Below are 18475 nucleotides of genomic sequence, written 5' to 3'. Positions count from 1 at the left end.
GGAATTTGAAAATGGCAGAGATTACTGCAGCGTTGGTTAAAGAACTGCGCGAGCGTACCGGCGAAGGCATGATGGACTGCAAGAAAGCCTTGACCAAGGCTGGCGGCGACATCGAGAAAGCCATTGATGACATGCGTGCTTCGGGCGCCATCAAGGCTGCCAAGAAAGCAGGCAACATCGCTGCTGAAGGCGCCATCGCCATCAAGGACGACGGTAAAGCCGCCGTTCTGCTGGAAGTCAACTCGCAGACCGACTTCCTGGCTCTGCAGGACGACTTCAAGGCATTCGTTGCTGCCAGCGTTGAAAAAGCGTTCGCTGACAAGCTGACCGACGCCGCTCCGCTGATCGAAGCTCAAGAAGCCGATCGTCTGGTTCTGGTTGGTAAAACTGGCGAGAACGTCAACATCCGTCGTCTGGCTCGCGTTGAAGGTGACGTGGTCGGTACTTACCTGCACGGTAACAAGATCGGTGTTGCGGTTGTCCTGAAAGGCGGTTCCGTAGAGCTGGCCAAGGACATCGCCATGCACGTGGCTGCAAGCAACCCTGAGTTCCTGCTGCCATCGCAAGTTTCCGCTGAAGCCATCGAACGCGAGAAAGCCGTGTTCCTGCAGTTGAACGAAGACAAGATGAAAGGCAAGCCAGCCGAAATCGTTGAAAAAATGATCGGTGGCCGTATCAGCAAGTTCCTGGCCGAAGCCAGCCTGGTTGAGCAAGCTTTCGTCAAGGATCCAGAAATCACCGTAGGTGCCCTGGCCAAGAAAGGCGGCGCTGAAATCGTTTCGTTCACCCGCTTCGCGGTAGGTGAAGGCATCGAGAAGAAAGAAGACAACTTCGCTGAAGAAGTTGCCGCACAACTGGCTGCTGCCAAGCAACAGTAAGACGGTTTTTCAACTGTCGCCCGAAAGAGGCTGCCCGCTCACGCGCGCAGCCTCTTTTCAAATGGGGTAACCAATTTAGTTGGTTGCCTTCGGAACCGGTTTACAAAGTCGTGTTCTGATGGCGCTGTGACAGCGTCAAGCTAGAGTGAACGCAGGCTGCAAACAGCTTGCAGAGAATTTTTAAAATACGCCGCAGGAGAGATTCGCAATGGCTCAGCAGGGCAGTGGTTATCAAGCTCGCTATAAACGCATTCTACTCAAGCTTAGCGGCGAGGCCCTGATGGGCTCGGAAGAGTTCGGGATCGACCCTAAGGTGCTGGATCGCATGGCGCTGGAAGTCGGCCAGCTGGTTGGCATCGGTGTTCAGGTCGGTCTGGTCATCGGCGGTGGCAACCTGTTCCGTGGCGCGGCGCTCAGCGCGGCCGGCATGGATCGGGTGACAGGCGACCACATGGGCATGCTGGCCACTGTGATGAACGGCCTGGCCATGCGCGACGCGCTGGAACGTGCGAATATCTCGGCGATCGTCATGTCGGCCATTTCCATGGTCGGTGTGACCGATCACTATGACCGTCGCAAGGCGATGCGTCATCTGAACTCCAAGGAAGTGGTGATCTTCGCTGCCGGTACCGGCAACCCGTTCTTCACGACCGACTCCGCAGCATGCCTGCGGGCGATCGAGATCGATGCCGACGTCGTGCTCAAGGCAACCAAGGTTGACGGTGTATACACCGCAGACCCATTCAAAGACCCGCATGCCGAGAAGTTCGATCATCTGACCTACGATGAAGTACTGGATCGCAAGCTGGGTGTCATGGATCTGACGGCGATCTGCCTGTGCCGCGACCATAAGATGCCGTTGCGTGTCTTCAACATGAACAAGCCCGGCGCCCTGCTGAATATCGTGCATGGCGGCGCTGAAGGAACCCTGATCGAGGAAGGCGAACAATGATCAACGAAATCAAGAAAGACGCTCAAGAGCGCATGAAGAAGTCCCTGGAATCCCTGGCGCATGCATTCAGCCGCATCCGCACCGGCCAGGCTCACCCAAGCATCCTGGCAGGCGTGATGGTGCCTTACTACGGTGCTGACACCCCGATCAACCAGGTGGCCAACGTCACCGTGAAGGATGCTCGCACCCTGCAGGTCGTGGCCTTCGAGCGCAACATGCTGGCGGCGGTGGACAAGGCGATCCAGAGCTCCGGCCTGGGCTTCAACCCGACCAACCTGGGCGAGCTGCTGCTGATCACCATGCCGGCGCTGACCGAAGAAACCCGCAAGGGCTTCACCAAGCAGGCTCGTGAAGCGGCCGAAGACGCCCGTATTGCTGTGCGCAACGTGCGTCGTGACGCGCTGAGCCAGTTCAAGGACCTGGTCAAGGAGAAGGAAATCAGCGAAGACGACGAGCGTCGCGCCGCCGATGAAATCCAGAAGCTGACCGACAAGTTCGTGGCGGAAATCGAAGTCGCTGTGAAGCAAAAAGAAGCGGACCTGATGGCCGTATAAGGGTCAGGACGTTTTCATGGACAAGACCAAGCAGCCTGTACCGTCTTCGGTGCCGCGCCATGTCGCGATCATCATGGATGGGAACAATCGCTGGGCAAAAAAACGCTTTATGCCGGGTGTCGCCGGGCATAAAGCGGGTGTCGATGCTGTTCGTGCGGTGATTGAAGTGTGCGCCGAGGCCAAGGTCGAGGTGTTGACGCTGTTCGCCTTCTCCAGTGAAAACTGGCAGCGGCCGGCCGATGAAGTCAGTGCCTTGATGGATCTGTTCTTCAAGGCATTGCGCCGCGAGGCCAAGCGTCTCAACGAAAACAACATCAGCCTGCGCATCATCGGCGATCGCTCGCGCTTCCATCCCGAGCTGCAAGCGGCGATGCGCGAGGCGGAAGCGATGACCGCGGGGAGTAATCGCTTCATTCTGCAGATCGCCGCCAACTATGGCGGTCAGTGGGATATTGCCCAGGCCGCTCAGCGCCTGGCGCGGGAAGTCCAGGCAGGGCACCTGCGCCCTGACGACATTACCCCCGAGTTGTTGCAAACCTGCCTGGCGACTGGCGACCTGCCGTTGCCGGACCTGTGCATCCGTACGGGCGGCGAACACCGCATCAGTAATTTCCTGCTCTGGCAGCTGGCTTATGCCGAGCTGTACTTCTCCGACCTGTTCTGGCCGGACTTCAAACACGATGCCATGCGCGCTGCGCTGGCCGATTACGCTTCTCGCCAGCGCCGCTTCGGTAAAACGAGCGAGCAGGTCGAAGCTGGAGCCCGGGTTTAATGCTCAAACAACGAATCATTACTGCGCTGATCCTGCTACCGATCGCCTTGTGCGGTTTTTTCCTGCTCGAAGGTTCCGCCTTCGCCCTGTTTATCGGGCTGGTGGTGACCCTTGGGGCCTGGGAGTGGGCGCGCCTGGCGGGTTTCGACGCTCAACCGACCCGTATTGCCTATGCAGTAGTGGTCGCTGCGCTGTTGTTCCTGATGCAGCTGTTGCCGGGTATCGCGCCTTGGGTGCTTGGTGCCGCGGTACTCTGGTGGGGGCTGGCGACTTTCCTGGTGCTCACCTATCCGCGTACCAGAGAGCATTGGGCCGGTGCCGCGGCCAAGCTGGTGATCGGTCTGCTGATTCTGCTGCCGGCCTGGCAAGGCCTGGTCTTCATCAAACAGCAGCCTTTGGGTAACTGGTTGATCATGGCGGTGATGGTGCTGGTCTGGGGGGCTGATATCGGTGCCTATTTCTCCGGCAAGGCCTTCGGCAAGCGCAAGCTGGCGCCGCAGGTCAGCCCGGGCAAGAGCTGGGAAGGGGTGTACGGCGGTCTGCTGCTGAGCCTGGTGATCGCTGCAGTGGTCGGTCTGGTTGCAGGCTGGTCCTTCGGGCAGATCATCCTTGGTTTGCTGGGAGCGGCTGTCGTGGTGTTCATCTCGGTGGTCGGCGACCTGACCGAAAGCATGTTCAAGCGCCAGGCCGGGATCAAGGACAGCAGTAACCTGCTGCCGGGCCATGGTGGCGTGCTTGATCGTATCGATAGCCTGACCGCGGCCATTCCGGTATTCGCCGTGTTGTTGTGGATGGCTGCATTGTGAGTCGCCCACAGCAGATTACGGTTCTCGGGGCCACCGGCTCTATCGGCCTCAGCACCCTGGATGTCATTGCCCGCCATCCCGAGCGTTATCAGGTCTTCGCCTTGAGCGGTTTCAGTCGTCTGGTCGAGCTGCTGGCGCTGTGTATCCGTCATGCTCCCCGTTTTGCCGTCGTCCCGCATATCGCTGCCGCGCGCAGCCTGCAGGAAGACTTGCGCAATGCCGGTTCGCGCACCCGTGTACTGGTGGGCGAGGAGGGCTTGTGTGAAGTGGCGTCCGACCCTGAAGTCGACGCGGTCATGGCGGCTATCGTCGGTGCCGCGGGCTTGCGTCCGACCCTGGCTGCCGTCGAGGCTGGCAAGAAAATTCTCCTGGCCAATAAAGAAGCGCTGGTCATGTCCGGCGCATTGTTCATGCAGGCGGTGGGCAAGAGCGGTTCGGTATTGTTGCCCATCGACAGTGAGCACAACGCCATCTTCCAGTGCATGCCCGCGGACTTTTCCCGTGGGTTGAGCCATGTGGGGGTGCGGCGCATTTTGCTGACCGCATCCGGTGGCCCGTTCCGGCAAACGCCGCTGGCCGACCTGGAGCAGGTAACGCCTGAGCAGGCATGTGCTCACCCCAACTGGTCGATGGGGCGCAAGATTTCCGTCGATTCGGCCAGCATGATGAATAAAGGCCTTGAGCTGATCGAGGCGTGCTGGCTGTTCGATGCCAAGCCTGCCCAGGTCGAGGTGGTGATTCATCCGCAAAGCGTGATTCACTCGCTGGTCGACTATGTGGACGGTTCGGTACTGGCCCAGTTGGGCAACCCGGATATGCGCACGCCGATCGCCAATGCCCTGGCCTGGCCGGAGCGAATCGACTCGGGCGTGCCGCCGCTGGATCTGTTCGCCGTGGCGCGCCTGGATTTCCAGGCGCCTGATGAAGAGCGGTTCCCGTGCTTGCGTCTGGCGCGCCAGTCCGCCGAGGCCGGCAACAGTGCTCCGGCCATGTTGAATGCCGCCAACGAGGTAGCTGTTGCCGCGTTTCTCGAACGGCGCATCCGCTACCCCGAGATCGCGAGTATCATCGAAGAAGTTTTAAGCCTTGAACCGGTTGTCGCAGTCGATGAGCTGAGCGCCGTGTTCGCGGCGGACGCCAAAGCCCGTGCCCTGGCTGAGCAGTGGCTGGGTCGCAACAGCCGGTAAGTTGCGACAAGCCCGAGCGTATCGGTACTGGATAGGATTGCGGAGAAAGTAGATGAGCGCGCTCTATATGATTGTCGGCACCCTGATCGCCTTGGGTGTGCTGGTCACCTTCCATGAATTCGGTCACTTCTGGGTGGCGCGTCGTTGCGGCGTCAAGGTTCTGCGTTTCTCCGTGGGCTTCGGCATGCCGTTGCTGCGTTGGTATGACCGGCAAGGTACCGAATTCGTGATTGCCGCCATTCCGCTGGGTGGCTACGTGAAGATGCTTGACGAGCGCGAAGGCGAAGTACCCGTCGACCAGCTCGACCAGTCGTTCAATCGCAAGTCGGTACGCCAGCGTATCGCCATCGTTGCTGCCGGTCCTGTCGCCAACTTCCTGCTGGCACTGGTGTTCTTCTGGGGGCTGGCGATGCTCGGTACCGAGCAGGTGCGTCCGGTCATCGGCAGTGTCGAGTCTGGAAGCATTGCCGCCAAGGCTGGCCTGAGCCCTGGCCAGGAAATTGTTGCCATCGATGGCGAGCCCACCGTGGGCTGGTCGGCGGTCAACCTGCAACTGATCCGACGTCTGGGCGAAAGCGGTACCTTGCAGTTGCTGGTGCGTGAGCAGGGTTCGACCGCCGATTCGCCGCGCGAGCTGGTGCTCGACAACTGGCTCAAGGGTACCGATGAACCTGATCCTATTCGTTCCCTGGGGATTCGCCCCTGGCGTCCGGCGCTCGCCCCCGTTCTGGCTGAACTCGATCCGAAAGGCCCGGCCCAGGCGGCTGGCCTGAAAACCGGCGATCGCTTGCTGGCGCTGGATGGTCAGGCGCTGACCGATTGGCAGCAGGTCGTCGACTGGGTGCGTGTACGTCCTGATACCAAAATTGTGCTGCACGTCGAGCGTGATGGTGCTCAAATCGACGTCCCGGTGACCCTGGCCGCACGCGGTAAAGAGAAGGTCGCCAGTGGTTATCTGGGGGCTGGGGTGAAGGCGGTCGATTGGCCGCCGGAAATGCTTCGCGAGGTCAGTTATGGTCCGCTGGCTGCCATTGGGGAAGGTGCCCGGCGTACTTGGACCATGAGCGTGCTGACCCTCGACTCACTGAAGAAAATGTTGTTCGGCGAGCTCTCGGTAAAAAACTTGAGTGGACCGATAACCATTGCTAAAGTGGCGGGCGCTTCTGCCCAGTCGGGCGTTGCTGATTTCTTGAATTTCCTTGCTTATCTGAGTATTAGCCTAGGGGTTCTGAACTTGCTGCCCATTCCTGTACTGGATGGGGGGCATCTGTTGTTTTATCTGATCGAGTGGGCGCGTGGTCGTCCCTTGTCGGATCGGGTGCAAGGTTGGGGGATACAGATCGGTATCAGCTTGGTGGTCGGGGTGATGTTGCTTGCCCTGGTCAACGATCTGGGTCGTCTGTAACGCTTCGCTGAATTGCGAATCTGCCGCATTTTGCGGCAGTTTCTTTATTGCCAGTTGGAATAAGAAAGGACTTCATGAAACGTCTGCTGCTAACTGCGGTTCTCTCCGTATTGATGATCGCCGAAGTTCACGCCGAGTCCTTCACTATCTCCGATATCCGCGTCAATGGCCTCCAGCGGGTCTCCGCGGGTAGCGTCTTTGGGGCCTTGCCGCTGAACGTCGGTGAGCAGGCGGACGATCGTCGCCTCGTGGAATCCACTCGTGCGCTGTTCAAAACCGGCTTCTTTCAAGATATCCAGCTGGGCCGCGATGGCAATGTCCTGGTCATCACGGTAGTCGAGCGTCCATCCGTCGCCAGTATCGAAATCGAAGGCAACAAGGCGATTTCCACTGAAGACCTGATGAAAGGCCTCAAGCAATCCGGTCTCGCGGAAGGCGAAATCTTCCAGCGTGCGACCCTTGAAGGTGTTCGTAACGAACTGCAGCGCCAATATGTCGCTCAGGGCCGCTACTCGGCCACCGTCGATACCGAAGTGGTCCCGCAGCCGCGCAACCGTGTGGCGTTGAAGGTCAATATCAACGAAGGCACCGTAGCGGCCATCCAGCACATCAACGTCGTGGGCAACACTGTATTCCCGGACGAAGACCTGGTTGATCTGTTCGAGCTGAAAACCACCAACTGGCTGTCGTTCTTCAAGAACGATGACAAGTATGCCCGTGAGAAGCTGTCCGGTGACCTGGAACGCCTGCGTTCCTACTACCTGGACCGTGGCTATATCAACATGGATATCGCTTCGACCCAGGTTTCGATCACTCCGGACAAGAAACACGTCTACATCACTGTGAACGTCAACGAAGGCGAGAAGTACAGCGTTCGTGACGTGAAGCTCAGCGGTGACCTGAAAGTGCCTGAAGACCAGGTCAAGTCGCTGCTGCTGGTCGAGAAGGGCCAGGTGTTCTCGCGTAAATTGATGACCACCACTTCCGAGCTGATCACCCGCCGCCTGGGCAACGAGGGTTATACCTTCGCCAACGTCAACGGTGTTCCGCAGCCGCACGACGAAGATCACACGGTCGATATCACTTTCGTGGTCGATCCCGGCAAGCGTGCCTACGTGAACCGCATCAACTTCCGCGGCAACACTAAGTCCGAGGACGAAGTGCTGCGCCGTGAAATGCGTCAGATGGAAGGTGGCTGGGCTTCGACCTATCTGATCGACCAGTCCAAGACCCGTCTGGAGCGCCTGGGCTTCTTCAAGGAAGTCAACGTCGAAACCCCGGCCGTGCCAGGTGTCGACGACCAGGTAGACGTCAACTACGCAGTAGAAGAACAGGCTTCCGGTTCGATTACCGCCAGCGTCGGTTTCGCCCAGAGTGCGGGCCTGATCCTCGGTGGTTCGATCACCCAGAACAACTTCCTGGGTACCGGTAACAAGGTCAGCATCGGCCTGACCCGCAGCGAATACCAAAGCCGTTACAACTTCGGCTATGTCGACCCCTACTGGACTGCCGATGGCGTGAGCCTGGGTTACAACGCGTTCTATCGCACCACCGACTACGACGACCTCGATGTCGACGTGGCGAGCTATGCGGTAGACAGCCTGGGTGCCGGCGTCAGCGTTGGTTACCCGATCAGCGAGACTTCGCGTCTGACCTTCGGCCTGACCGCGCAACAAGACAAGATCAAGACCGGTCGTTATACCGTCGACGAAATCTTCGACTTCGTGAACCGCGAAGGCGACAACTATCTGAACTTCAAGGCTTCGGCCGGCTGGTCCGAGTCGACCCTGAACAAAGGTGTCCTGGCGACCCGTGGTCATTCCCAGAGCCTGGTGCTGGAAGCCACTACTCCGGGCAGCGACCTGTCGTTCTTCAAGCTCGACTACCGCGGCCAGTTGTTCCAGCCGCTGACCGACACCTACACCATGCGCCTGCACACCGAGCTGGGTTATGGCGACGGTTATGGTTCGACCGACGGCTTGCCGTTCTATGAAAACTACTATGCTGGTGGTTTCAACTCGGTCCGTGGTTTCAAGGACAGCACCCTGGGTCCTCGCAGTACTCCGAGCCGTGGTGCAGGTGCGACGGGCAACGCCGGCACGACTCGTGATCCGGATCAGGATCCGCTGCCATTCGGTGGCAACGTGCTGATCCAGGGCGGTGTCGAGGTGCTGTTCCCGATGCCGTTCGTCAAGGACCAACGCTCTCTTCGTACCTCCGTATTCTGGGACGTGGGTAATGTGTTCGACTCCAAATGCGAGCAGGTCAGAAACCCTAGTGGTTTGCGTTCCGATACGCAGTGTAATGACGTCAGTCTGAGCAATCTGGCCAGTTCCGTGGGTGTCGGCGTGACGTGGGTAACCGCTCTGGGGCCGCTGAGTTTTGCTCTTGCAATGCCGGTCAAGAAACCTGACAACGCTGAAACCCAGGTGTTCCAATTCTCCCTCGGCCAGACTTTCTAAGAGCCTGACCCAAGATAACGACAATGGATTTTGTAGGAGTGCATCGTGCGTAAGTTGACTCAATTGGTTCTCCTGGCGACTGTCCTGGTAGCAGGTCCGGCCTTCGCCGACATGAAAATCGCCGTACTGAACTATCAGATGGCACTGCTGGAATCCGATGCTGCGAAGAAATACGCGGTGGATGCCGAGAAGAAGTTCGGCCCGCAGTTGAACAAGCTGAAAACCCTGGAAAGCAGCGCCAAGGGCATCCAGGATCGTCTGGTTGCCGGTGGCGACAAGATGCAGCAGGGCGAGCGTGAGCGCCTGGAGCTCGAATTCAAGCAGAAAGCCCGTGACTTCCAGTTCCAGTCCAAGGAACTGAACGAAGCCAAGGCCGTTGCCGATCGTGAAATGCTCAAGCAACTGAAGCCGAAACTCGACAGCGCCGTGGAAGAAGTCATCAAGAAAGGTGGTTTTGACCTGGTGTTCGAGCGTGGTGCAGTGATTGATGTCAAACCTCAGTACGACATCACTCGCCAGGTTATCGAGCGCATGAATCAGCTGAAGTAACCCATGACAGCGACTATAAAGCTCGGCCAGCTGGCCGAGTTCCTCGGAGCCACCCTGCGTGGCTCCGCAGAGAAAGAAATCACTGGGCTAGCCACCTTGCAGGAGGCTGGCCCAGCTCAGTTGAGCTTTTTGGCAAATCCCCAATACCGTAAGTATCTGGCTGACAGCCAGGCGGGTGCCGTGCTGCTGAAGGCGGCGGATGCCGAAGGTTATGCCGGTGATGCCCTGGTAGTGGCCGACCCCTACCTGTCGTACGCACGCATTTCCCACCTGTTCGATCCCAAGCCCAAGACTGCTGCCGGTATTCATCCGACTGCGGTCATTGCCGAGGATGCTGTGGTCGACGCGGCTGCCAGTATTGGCGCGTTTGCGGTCATCGAGAGCGGTGCGCAAATCGCCGCGGGTGTCACGATCGGTGCTCATTGTTTTATCGGTGCCCGTTGCCAGATTGGCGAGGGCGGCTGGCTGGCTCCACGCGTGACGCTTTACCACGATGTGCGTATCGGCAAGCGTGTGGTCATTCAGTCTGGTGCGGTACTGGGCGGTGAAGGTTTCGGTTTCGCCAACGAGAAAGGCATCTGGCAGAAGATTGCGCAGGTTGGTGGCGTCACCATTGGCGATGATGTCGAGATTGGCGTGAATACCGCTATCGATCGCGGTGCGCTGGCCGATACCGTCATTGGCAATGGCGTGAAGCTGGATAACCAGATTCAGATCGCCCACAACGTCCAGGTCGGTGATCACACCGCCATGGCAGCCTGTGTCGGTATTTCCGGCAGCACCCGGATCGGCAAGCACTGCATGCTCGCCGGCGGTGTCGGGCTGGTTGGCCATATCGATATTTGCGACAACGTTTTCCTGACCGGGATGACCATGGTGACCCACTCGATTACCGAGCCGGGCTCCTACTCTTCCGGTACAGCCATGCAGCCTGCTGCCGAGTGGCGCAAAAGCGCGGCACGCATCCGTCAGCTCGATGATCTTGCGCGACGCCTGCGACAACTGGAAAAGCGCGTAGGGGACGTGACCCCCGACGGTAAAGCTTCATCAGATGGCTGATACCATTTCCATATCAAGTGTGCACAGCCGTTAGACTGCCTCCTTGATTTGCTAGAGGAGTGTGCGTTAGTCGCGCGCTCCCAATCTTTACTACAGGCTTCCCCCCGAAATGATGGACATCAACGAGATTCGCGAATACCTGCCTCACCGTTACCCGTTCCTGTTGGTGGACCGGGTAGTGGATCTGGATGTTGAGGGCAAGTGCATTCGTGCCTACAAGAATGTCAGCATCAACGAACCTTTCTTCAATGGTCACTTCCCCGCGCATCCAATCATGCCGGGCGTGCTGATCATCGAAGCCATGGCTCAGGCTGCGGGCATTCTTGGTTTCAAGATGCTGGACGTGAAGCCGGCCGATGGCACCCTCTACTACTTCGTCGGTTCCGACAAGCTGCGCTTCCGCCAGCCGGTGCTGCCGGGTGACCAGTTGATCCTGGAAGCCAAGTTCATCAGCTGCAAGCGCCAGATCTGGAAATTCGAATGCCAGGCTTCGGTCGACGGCAAGCCAGTCTGCTCCGCTGAAATCATCTGTGCGGAACGCAAACTATGAGTTTGATTGACCCTCGCGCAATCATCGATCCGACGGCCATTCTGGCCGACGACGTTGAGGTTGGCCCGTGGTCGATCGTTGGCGCCGGTGTGGAAATCGGCGAGGGTACGGTGATCGGGCCGCATGTGGTGCTCAAAGGCCCGACCCGGATCGGTAAGCACAATCGTATCTACCAGTTCTCCTCGGTAGGCGAAGACACTCCCGATCTGAAATACAAAGGCGAGGAAACCCGCCTGGTGATTGGTGACCACAACGTCATTCGTGAAGGCGTGACCATTCATCGCGGCACTGTCCAGGACCGTTCCGAGACCACTCTCGGTGATCACAACCTGGTCATGGCGTATGCCCATATCGGTCACGACAGCGTGATCGGCAACCACTGCATCCTGGTCAACAACACGGCGTTGGCCGGCCATGTGCATGTGGACGATTGGGCGATCCTGTCCGGCTTCACCCTGGTTCACCAGTACTGCCATATCGGCGCCCACAGCTTTTCCGGCATGGGGACGGCGATCGGCAAGGATGTTCCGGCCTTTGTCACAGTGTTCGGCAACCCGGCCGAGGCGCGCAGCATGAACTTCGAGGGCATGCGCCGTCGTGGTTTCAGCGAAGACGCGATTCACGCCCTGCGTCGAGCCTATAAAGTGGTGTATCGCCAGGGCTTGACCGTCGATCAGGCGCTCGTCGAGCTGGCAGAAGCTGCTGCACAATTTCCCGAAGTCGCGGTATTTCGTGACTCGATCCAGTCTTCGACTCGCGGCATCACCCGTTAATCATGAGCAAACTGCGTATTGCGCTGGTGGCTGGCGAAGCTTCCGGCGACATTCTTGGCGCCGGTTTGATGCGCGCGCTCAAGGTCCAGCATCCCGCCGTTGAGTTCATCGGTGTCGGTGGCCCGCTGATGCAGGCCGAAGGGCTGGTTTCCTACTTCCCGATGGAGCGCCTGGCGGTCATGGGCCTGGTAGAGGTCCTGGGACGCCTGCGCGAACTGCTGGCCCGGCGCAAGAAGCTGGTGCAGACCCTGATCGCCGAAAAGCCGGACGTGTTCATCGGCATCGACGCCCCCGATTTCAACCTGAACATCGAACTCCAGTTGCGTCAGGCCGGCATCAAGACCGTGCACTACGTCAGTCCTTCGGTCTGGGCCTGGCGGCAAAAGCGCGTGCTGAAGATCCGCGAAGGTTGCGACCTGATGCTGACGCTGTTCCCGTTCGAAGCCAAATTCTATGAAGAGAAGGGCGTGCCGGTGCGGTTCGTCGGGCACTCCCTGGCCGATGCCATTCCGCTGGAGGCCGATCGGGCCGCGGCTCGCGCTGAGCTGGGCTTGCCCGAGGGGCCGCTGGTGGCCCTGATGCCGGGCAGTCGTGGCGGCGAAGTCGGGCGCCTCGGGGCCTTGTTCCTCGACGCGGCACAACGCCTGCGCGCCTTGCGTCCAGGGGTGCGTTTCGTCATGCCTTGCGCGAGCCCCGAGCGGCGTACTCAGCTGGAAGAGCTGCTGGCCGGTCGCGACCTGCCGTTGACCCTGCTCAACGGCCAGTCGCATCAGGCGCTGGCGGCTTGCGATGCGGTATTGATCGCCTCCGGCACCGCAACCCTTGAGGCGCTGCTCTACAAGCGCCCGATGGTCGTCGCCTATCGCCTGGCGCCGCTGACCTTCTGGATTCTCAAGCGTATGGTCAAGAGCCCTTATATTTCCCTGCCGAACCTGCTGGCCCAGCGCCTGCTGGTTCCCGAACTGCTGCAGGATGACGCGACTGCGGAGGCCCTGGCCCAGACCCTGTCGCCCTTGATCGAAGACGGCCAGGAGCAGACCCGCGGTTTTGACGAGATCCATCGCACTTTGCGCCGGGATGCCTCCAACCAGGCGGCTGAAGCGGTGTTGAACCTGATTGGCAAACCGGCATGAGTAACGAAAAGATGCAGATGGGACTGGATTTCTCTCTGGTGGCCGATGCCGAAGACCTGGTGGCCGGTGTCGACGAAGTCGGGCGCGGCCCGTTGTGCGGCGCAGTGGTCACGGCTGCGGTCATTCTCGATCCGAGCCGGCCGATTCTCGGCCTGAACGACTCGAAGAAGCTCACCGAGGCCCGTCGCGAAAAGCTCTACGACGAGATTTGTGAGAAAGCCCTGAGCTGGTGCATTGCCCGCGCCGAAGTCGAGGAAATCGACGAACTGAATATCCTGCATGCCACCATGCTGGCGATGCAGCGCGCGGTAGAAGGGCTGAGCGTGACCCCGAAACTGGCGATGATCGATGGTAATCGTTGCCCGAAATTGTCGATGCCTGCCGAAGCCGTGGTCCAGGGCGATAGCAAGGTGCCGGCGATCGCCGCGGCGTCGATTCTGGCCAAGGTCAGCCGGGATCGCGAGATGGCGGCGTTCGAGCTGATCTACCCAGGCTATGGCATCGGCGGACACAAGGGATATCCAACGCCCGTTCATCTGGAAGCGCTGGCCCGCCTGGGGCCGACGCCGATTCACCGGCGCTCGTTCGCGCCGGTACGCCAAGCCTACGAAGCCCGTGAGAACCTGGGCGAGATTCAGTCCTGAGGCTGATGTTTTAGCGAAGGCCCGGTACAATCCGGGCCTTGTTGTTTTTGTGCTCATTACAGGATCACTATGCCGGCTTCATTCGTTCATCTACGCCTGCACACTGAATATTCCCTGGTTGACGGTCTGGTGCGGATCAAACCGCTGGTCAAGACGTTGGCCGGCATGGGCATGCCCGCGGTGGCGGTTACCGACCAGAACAACATGTGTTCCCTGGTCAAGTTCTACAAGGCGGCCATGGGCACCGGGATCAAGCCGATCTGTGGCGCCGACCTGTGGCTGTCGAACAAGGATCCCGAGAATCCACTGAGCCGCATCAGCCTGCTGGTGATGAACGCCGTTGGCTATCGCAACCTGACCGAGCTGATTTCCCGCGGCTTTATCGATGGCCAGCGTAATGGCCAGATCATCATCGAGCGCGAGTGGGTGGCCGAGGCCGCCGAAGGCCTGATCATGCTCTCGGCCGCGAAAGAGGGCGAGATCGGTCTTGCCCTGCTCTCTGGCGACCTGCAAGAAGCGGAAACCCTGGCTCGCGAATGGATGGCGGTGTTCCCGGACCGTTTCTATCTGGAAGTCCAGCGTACCAACCGTCCCAACGACGAAGAGCAGTTGCACGCAGCCGTGGCCCTGGCGGACAAGATCGGCGCGCCGCTGGTGGCGACCAACGATGTGCGGTTCATCAAGCGCGAAGACTTCGAGGCCCATGAAACCCGGGTCTGCATCGGTGAAGGCCGCGCCCTCGACGACCCGCGTCGCTCGAAGAACTACAGCGACCAGCAGTACCTGAAAAGCGCCGAGGAAATGGCCGAGCTGTTCAGCGACCTGCCCGAGGCCCTGGAAAACACGGTCGAGATCGCCAAGCGCTGCAATATCGAAGTGAAGCTGGGCAAGCACTTCTTGCCTGACTATCCGATTCCCGATGGCATGACCATCGATGAATATTTCCGCAAGGTTTCCTTCGACGGGCTGGAAGAGCGCCTCAGCGTGCTGCTGCCCAAGGACACCACCGAAGACTATGAAGCCAAGCGCCAGGTGTATGTCGACCGGCTGAATTTCGAGCTGGATATCATCATCCAGATGGGGTTCCCCGGTTACTTCCTGATCGTTATGGATTTTATCCAGTGGGCCAAGAGCAACGGTGTGCCGGTAGGTCCTGGCCGGGGCTCGGGTGCCGGTTCCCTGGTGGCCTACGTGCAGAAGATCACCGACCTCGACCCGCTGGCCTACGACCTGCTGTTCGAACGTTTCCTCAACCCGGAACGGGTTTCCATGCCCGACTTCGACGTCGACTTCTGCATGGACGGTCGTGACCGGGTTATCGACTACGTGGCCGAGAAATATGGCCGCAACGCCGTAAGCCAGATCATCACCTTCGGTTCCATGGCCGCCAAGGCTGTGGTGCGGGACGTGGCGCGGGTGCAGGGCAAGTCCTACGGCCTGGCTGACCGTCTGTCGAAGATGATCCCCTTCGAAGTCGGCATGACCCTGGAAAAAGCCTACGAGCAGGAAGAAATCCTGCGCGACTTCATCAAGGTCGATGAAGAAGCGGCGGAAATCTGGGAGATGGCGCGCAAGCTCGAGGGCGTGGTGCGTAACGTCGGCAAGCACGCCGGTGGCGTAGTTATCGCCCCGACCAAGCTGACCGACTTCTCGCCGATCTATTGCGACGAAGCCGGCGACGGCCTGGTAACCCAGTTCGACAAGGACGACGTCGAGGCTGCCGGCCTGGTGAAGTTCGACTTCCTCGGCCTGCGGACCCTGACCATCATCAAGTGGGCGATGGAGACCATCAACCGCGAGCAGGTGAAAAAGAACCTGCCCGACGTCAACATCGACTTCATCCCGCTGGACGACAAGAAGACGTACGAGCTGCTGCAGAAGGCCGAGACCACCGCGGTGTTCCAGCTCGAATCCCGAGGCATGAAGGAGCTGATCAAGAAGCTCAAGCCCGACTGCCTGGAAGACTTGATCGCACTGGTAGCGTTGTTCCGTCCCGGTCCGTTGCAATCGGGCATGGTGGACGACTTCATCAACCGTAAGCACGGTCGCGCCGAACTGGCCTATCCGCATCCGGACTACCAGTACGATGGCTTGCGGCCGGTACTGGCACCGACCTACGGCATCATCCTGTATCAGGAACAGGTGATGCAGATTGCCCAGGTGATGGCTGGCTACACCCTTGGTGGGGCCGACATGCTGCGTCGTGCCATGGGTAAGAAGAAACCCGAGGAGATGGCCAAGCAGCGCGGCGGCTTCATCGAAGGTTGCGCCAACAACGGTATCGATGCCGACCTGGCGGGCAACATCTTCGACCTGGTGGAAAAATTCGCCGGCTACGGTTTCAACAAGTCCCACTCGGCCGCCTACGGGCTGGTGTCCTACCAGACTGCATGGCTCAAGACGCATCACCCGGCGCCTTTCATGGCGGCGGTACTGTCCGCGGATATGCACAACACCGACAAGGTGGTGGTGCTGATCGAAGAAGTGCGCAGCATGAAGCTGCGCCTCGATGCGCCGGATGTGAACAGTTCCGACTTCAAGTTCACCGTCAACAACGACGGCCGTATTGTCTATGGCCTGGGAGCGATCAAGGGTGTGGGCGAGGGGCCGGTGGAGGCGATCGTCGAGGCCCGTGCCGAAGGTGGCCCGTTCAAGGACCTGTTCGACTTCTGCAGCCGGGTCGACCTCAAGCGCATCAACAAGCGTACCCTCGATGCGCTGATCCGCAGTGGTGCCCTGGATCGCCTGGGGCCCTACTTCCACGACGAACTCAAGGCCTACCAGGCCAACATCGACCGCAATCGCGCGGTGCTGTTGTCGGCCCTGGAGGAAGCGGTCAAGGCGGCCGAGCAGACCGCGCGAACCGCCGACAGTGGCCACGCCGACCTGTTCGGCGGGGTCTTCGTCGAAGAGGATGCGGATGTCTACGCCAATCATCGCAAGGCCAAGGAACTGACCCTCAAGGAACGCCTGAAAGGGGAGAAAGACACCCTCGGCCTGTACCTGACCGGGCACCCGATCGACGAATACGAAGGTGAGATCCGGCGTTTCGCCCGCCAGCGCATCGTCGACCTGAAGCCGGCGCGCGATACCCAGACCGTCGCGGGCATGATCATTGCCCTGCGGGTCATGAAGAACAAAAAGGGCGACAAGATGGGGTTCATCACCCTTGACGATCGTTCGGGGCGGATCGAGGCTTCGCTGTTCGCCGATGCCTTCCATTCGGCCCAGTCCCTGCTGCAGACCGACGCGATGGTGGTGGTCGAGGGCGAGGTCAGCAACGACGACTTCTCCGGCGGCCTGCGCCTGCGGGTCAAGCGGGTGATGAGCATGGAAGATGCCCGCACCAACCTGGCGGAAAGCCTGCGCCTGAAGGTGCACACCGAAGCCCTCAAGGGCGATCAGCTACGCTGGCTGGGGGAACTGTGCAAACGCCATCGCGGCGCTTGCCCGATCTCCATGGAGTACACCAAGGAGGACGCCAAGGCCTTGCTGCAGTTCGGCGAAGCCTGGCGGATCGACCCGGCGGATGCCTTGATTCAAGCCCTGCGTGACCAGTTCGGGCGAGACAACGTCTTCCTCCAATACCGTTGACGGTCAGGCGCCATGAAAGTGCGCCGATCTCGACCCGAACTTTTAATCTCGACCTGAACGCGCCTCTCCCTTAAGGTAGGGCGCGAATAGACAACCGGCCGGCCCAAGCTCTCTTGGACGTCGACCCAAGACGGACGCCTATGAACCCGAATTTTCTTGATTTCGAACAGCCGATCGCCGACCTGCAAGCCAAGATCGAAGAGTTGCGCTTGGTCGGTAATGACAATTCGCTGAATATCGGCGATGAGATCTCCCGCCTGCAAGACAAGAGCAGCACCTTGACCGAGGACATCTTCGGCAAGCTGACCAGCTGGCAGATCGCACGCCTGGCGCGTCACCCGCGTCGTCCGTACACCCTGGACTACATCGAGCACATCTTCACCGAGTTCGACGAACTGCATGGCGACCGTCACTTCTCCGACGACGCCGCGATCGTCGGCGGTGTTGCCCGTCTGGACGACCAGCCGGTCATGATCATCGGCCACCAGAAAGGCCGTGAAGTGCGCGAGAAAGTCCGTCGCAACTTCGGCATGCCGCGTCCTGAAGGCTATCGCAAGGCCTGCCGCCTGATGGAAATGGCCGAGCGCTTCAAGATGCCGATCCTGACCTTCATCGACACCCCGGGCGCCTACCCGGGCATCGACGCCGAAGAGCGCAACCAGAGCGAGGCTATCGCCTGGAACCTACGGGTCATGGCGCGCCTGAAAACCCCAATCATCGCCACCGTGATCGGTGAAGGTGGTTCTGGCGGTGCGCTGGCCATTGGTGTCTGCGATCAACTGAACATGCTGCAGTACTCCACTTATGCAGTGATCTCGCCGGAAGGCTGCGCCTCGATCCTGTGGAAAACCGCCGAGAAAGCGCCGGATGCCGCCGAAGCCATGGGCATCACCGCCGAGCGCCTGAAAGGCCTGGGCATTGTCGATAAGGTCATCAGCGAGCCGCTGGGTGGCGCGCACCGTGATCCGGCTGCCGCTGCTGCTCTGATCCGCGCCGAGCTGACCTCCCAGCTGGCGATGCTCAAGAAGATGGATAACGATACCCTGCTGGCGCGTCGTTACGATCGCCTGATGAGCTACGGTCTCTGACAGATCGACGCTCCTTGTAGGGGCGGGCTTGCTCGCGAAATGGGCGCCTCGGCCATTCAGGTCGAGGCT

Annotated in this window: 16 protein-coding genes; all 16 read left to right on the top strand. The window is 59.8% G+C overall.

Going from position 1 to position 18475, the window contains the following annotated elements:
- Window positions 1-11: 11 nt before the first annotated feature.
- Window positions 12-878, top strand: a complete 867-nt coding sequence (tsf, locus tag NRG23_RS13305) for a translation elongation factor Ts (protein WP_009042383.1) — start codon at window positions 12-14, stop codon at window positions 876-878.
- A gap of 208 nt (window positions 879-1086) precedes the next feature.
- Window positions 1087-1830, top strand: coding sequence for a UMP kinase (pyrH, locus tag NRG23_RS13300; protein ID WP_007924076.1), 744 nt, complete (start codon window positions 1087-1089; stop codon window positions 1828-1830).
- Entirely contained in the window at window positions 1827-2384 is a 558-nt protein-coding gene (gene frr, locus NRG23_RS13295) for a ribosome recycling factor (protein ID WP_009047212.1), read from the top strand. The genes pyrH and frr overlap by 4 nt, the downstream gene beginning before the upstream one ends.
- Window positions 2385-2400: 16 nt before the next feature.
- The gene (uppS, locus tag NRG23_RS13290; protein ID WP_009047213.1) at window positions 2401-3156 is read left to right on the top strand and encodes a polyprenyl diphosphate synthase; all 756 of its coding nucleotides are present in this window, start codon (window positions 2401-2403) and stop codon (window positions 3154-3156) included.
- Complete coding sequence (locus NRG23_RS13285; protein WP_016705308.1) at window positions 3156-3962, top strand: phosphatidate cytidylyltransferase; 807 nt, start codon at window positions 3156-3158, stop codon at window positions 3960-3962. The genes uppS and NRG23_RS13285 overlap by 1 nt, the downstream gene beginning before the upstream one ends.
- Entirely contained in the window at window positions 3959-5149 is a 1191-nt protein-coding gene (ispC, locus tag NRG23_RS13280; protein WP_257374719.1) for a 1-deoxy-D-xylulose-5-phosphate reductoisomerase, read from the top strand. The genes NRG23_RS13285 and ispC overlap by 4 nt, the downstream gene beginning before the upstream one ends.
- A 52-nt stretch (window positions 5150-5201) precedes the next feature.
- Complete coding sequence (rseP, locus tag NRG23_RS13275) at window positions 5202-6554, top strand: sigma E protease regulator RseP (RefSeq protein ID WP_009047216.1); 1353 nt, start codon at window positions 5202-5204, stop codon at window positions 6552-6554.
- A 74-nt stretch (window positions 6555-6628) separates the two neighbouring features.
- Window positions 6629-9016: an outer membrane protein assembly factor BamA gene (gene bamA, locus NRG23_RS13270; RefSeq protein WP_009047217.1), complete on the top strand. Its 2388-nt coding sequence runs from the start codon at window positions 6629-6631 to the stop codon at window positions 9014-9016.
- A gap of 45 nt (window positions 9017-9061) precedes the next feature.
- A complete protein-coding gene (locus tag NRG23_RS13265) occupies window positions 9062-9565 on the top strand; it encodes an OmpH family outer membrane protein (protein ID WP_007924063.1) in 504 nt (167 codons plus the stop codon).
- A gap of 3 nt (window positions 9566-9568) precedes the next feature.
- Window positions 9569-10624, top strand: a complete 1056-nt coding sequence (lpxD, locus tag NRG23_RS13260; protein WP_110175169.1) for a UDP-3-O-(3-hydroxymyristoyl)glucosamine N-acyltransferase — start codon at window positions 9569-9571, stop codon at window positions 10622-10624.
- A 109-nt stretch (window positions 10625-10733) separates the two neighbouring features.
- Window positions 10734-11174 (top strand): 3-hydroxyacyl-ACP dehydratase FabZ, encoded by a 441-nt coding sequence (fabZ, locus tag NRG23_RS13255; protein ID WP_007924058.1) that lies wholly within the window; start codon window positions 10734-10736, stop codon window positions 11172-11174.
- Entirely contained in the window at window positions 11171-11947 is a 777-nt protein-coding gene (gene lpxA, locus NRG23_RS13250) for an acyl-ACP--UDP-N-acetylglucosamine O-acyltransferase (RefSeq protein WP_007924057.1), read from the top strand. The genes fabZ and lpxA overlap by 4 nt, the downstream gene beginning before the upstream one ends.
- 2 nt (window positions 11948-11949) lie before the next feature.
- The gene (lpxB, locus tag NRG23_RS13245; RefSeq protein ID WP_028681759.1) at window positions 11950-13080 is read left to right on the top strand and encodes a lipid-A-disaccharide synthase; all 1131 of its coding nucleotides are present in this window, start codon (window positions 11950-11952) and stop codon (window positions 13078-13080) included.
- Between the two features lie 11 nt (window positions 13081-13091).
- Window positions 13092-13724 carry a ribonuclease HII gene (gene rnhB, locus NRG23_RS13240; RefSeq protein WP_016705311.1) on the top strand — a complete coding sequence of 211 codons (633 nt, stop codon included), beginning with the start codon at window positions 13092-13094 and terminating at the stop codon, window positions 13722-13724.
- A gap of 69 nt (window positions 13725-13793) precedes the next feature.
- Window positions 13794-17318, top strand: coding sequence for a DNA polymerase III subunit alpha (dnaE, locus tag NRG23_RS13235; protein ID WP_009047221.1), 3525 nt, complete (start codon window positions 13794-13796; stop codon window positions 17316-17318).
- 140 nt (window positions 17319-17458) lie between these two features.
- On the top strand, window positions 17459-18406 hold the full coding sequence (locus NRG23_RS13230) for an acetyl-CoA carboxylase carboxyltransferase subunit alpha (RefSeq protein WP_016705313.1): 948 nt from the start codon (window positions 17459-17461) through the stop codon (window positions 18404-18406).
- The last annotated feature ends 69 nt before the right edge of the window (window positions 18407-18475 follow it).

The organism is Pseudomonas sp. T8, assembly GCF_024610635.1.
GTDB lineage: Bacteria > Pseudomonadota > Gammaproteobacteria > Pseudomonadales > Pseudomonadaceae > Aquipseudomonas > Aquipseudomonas chlororaphis_I.
This window is presented reverse-complemented; position numbering and strand designations above follow the sequence as displayed.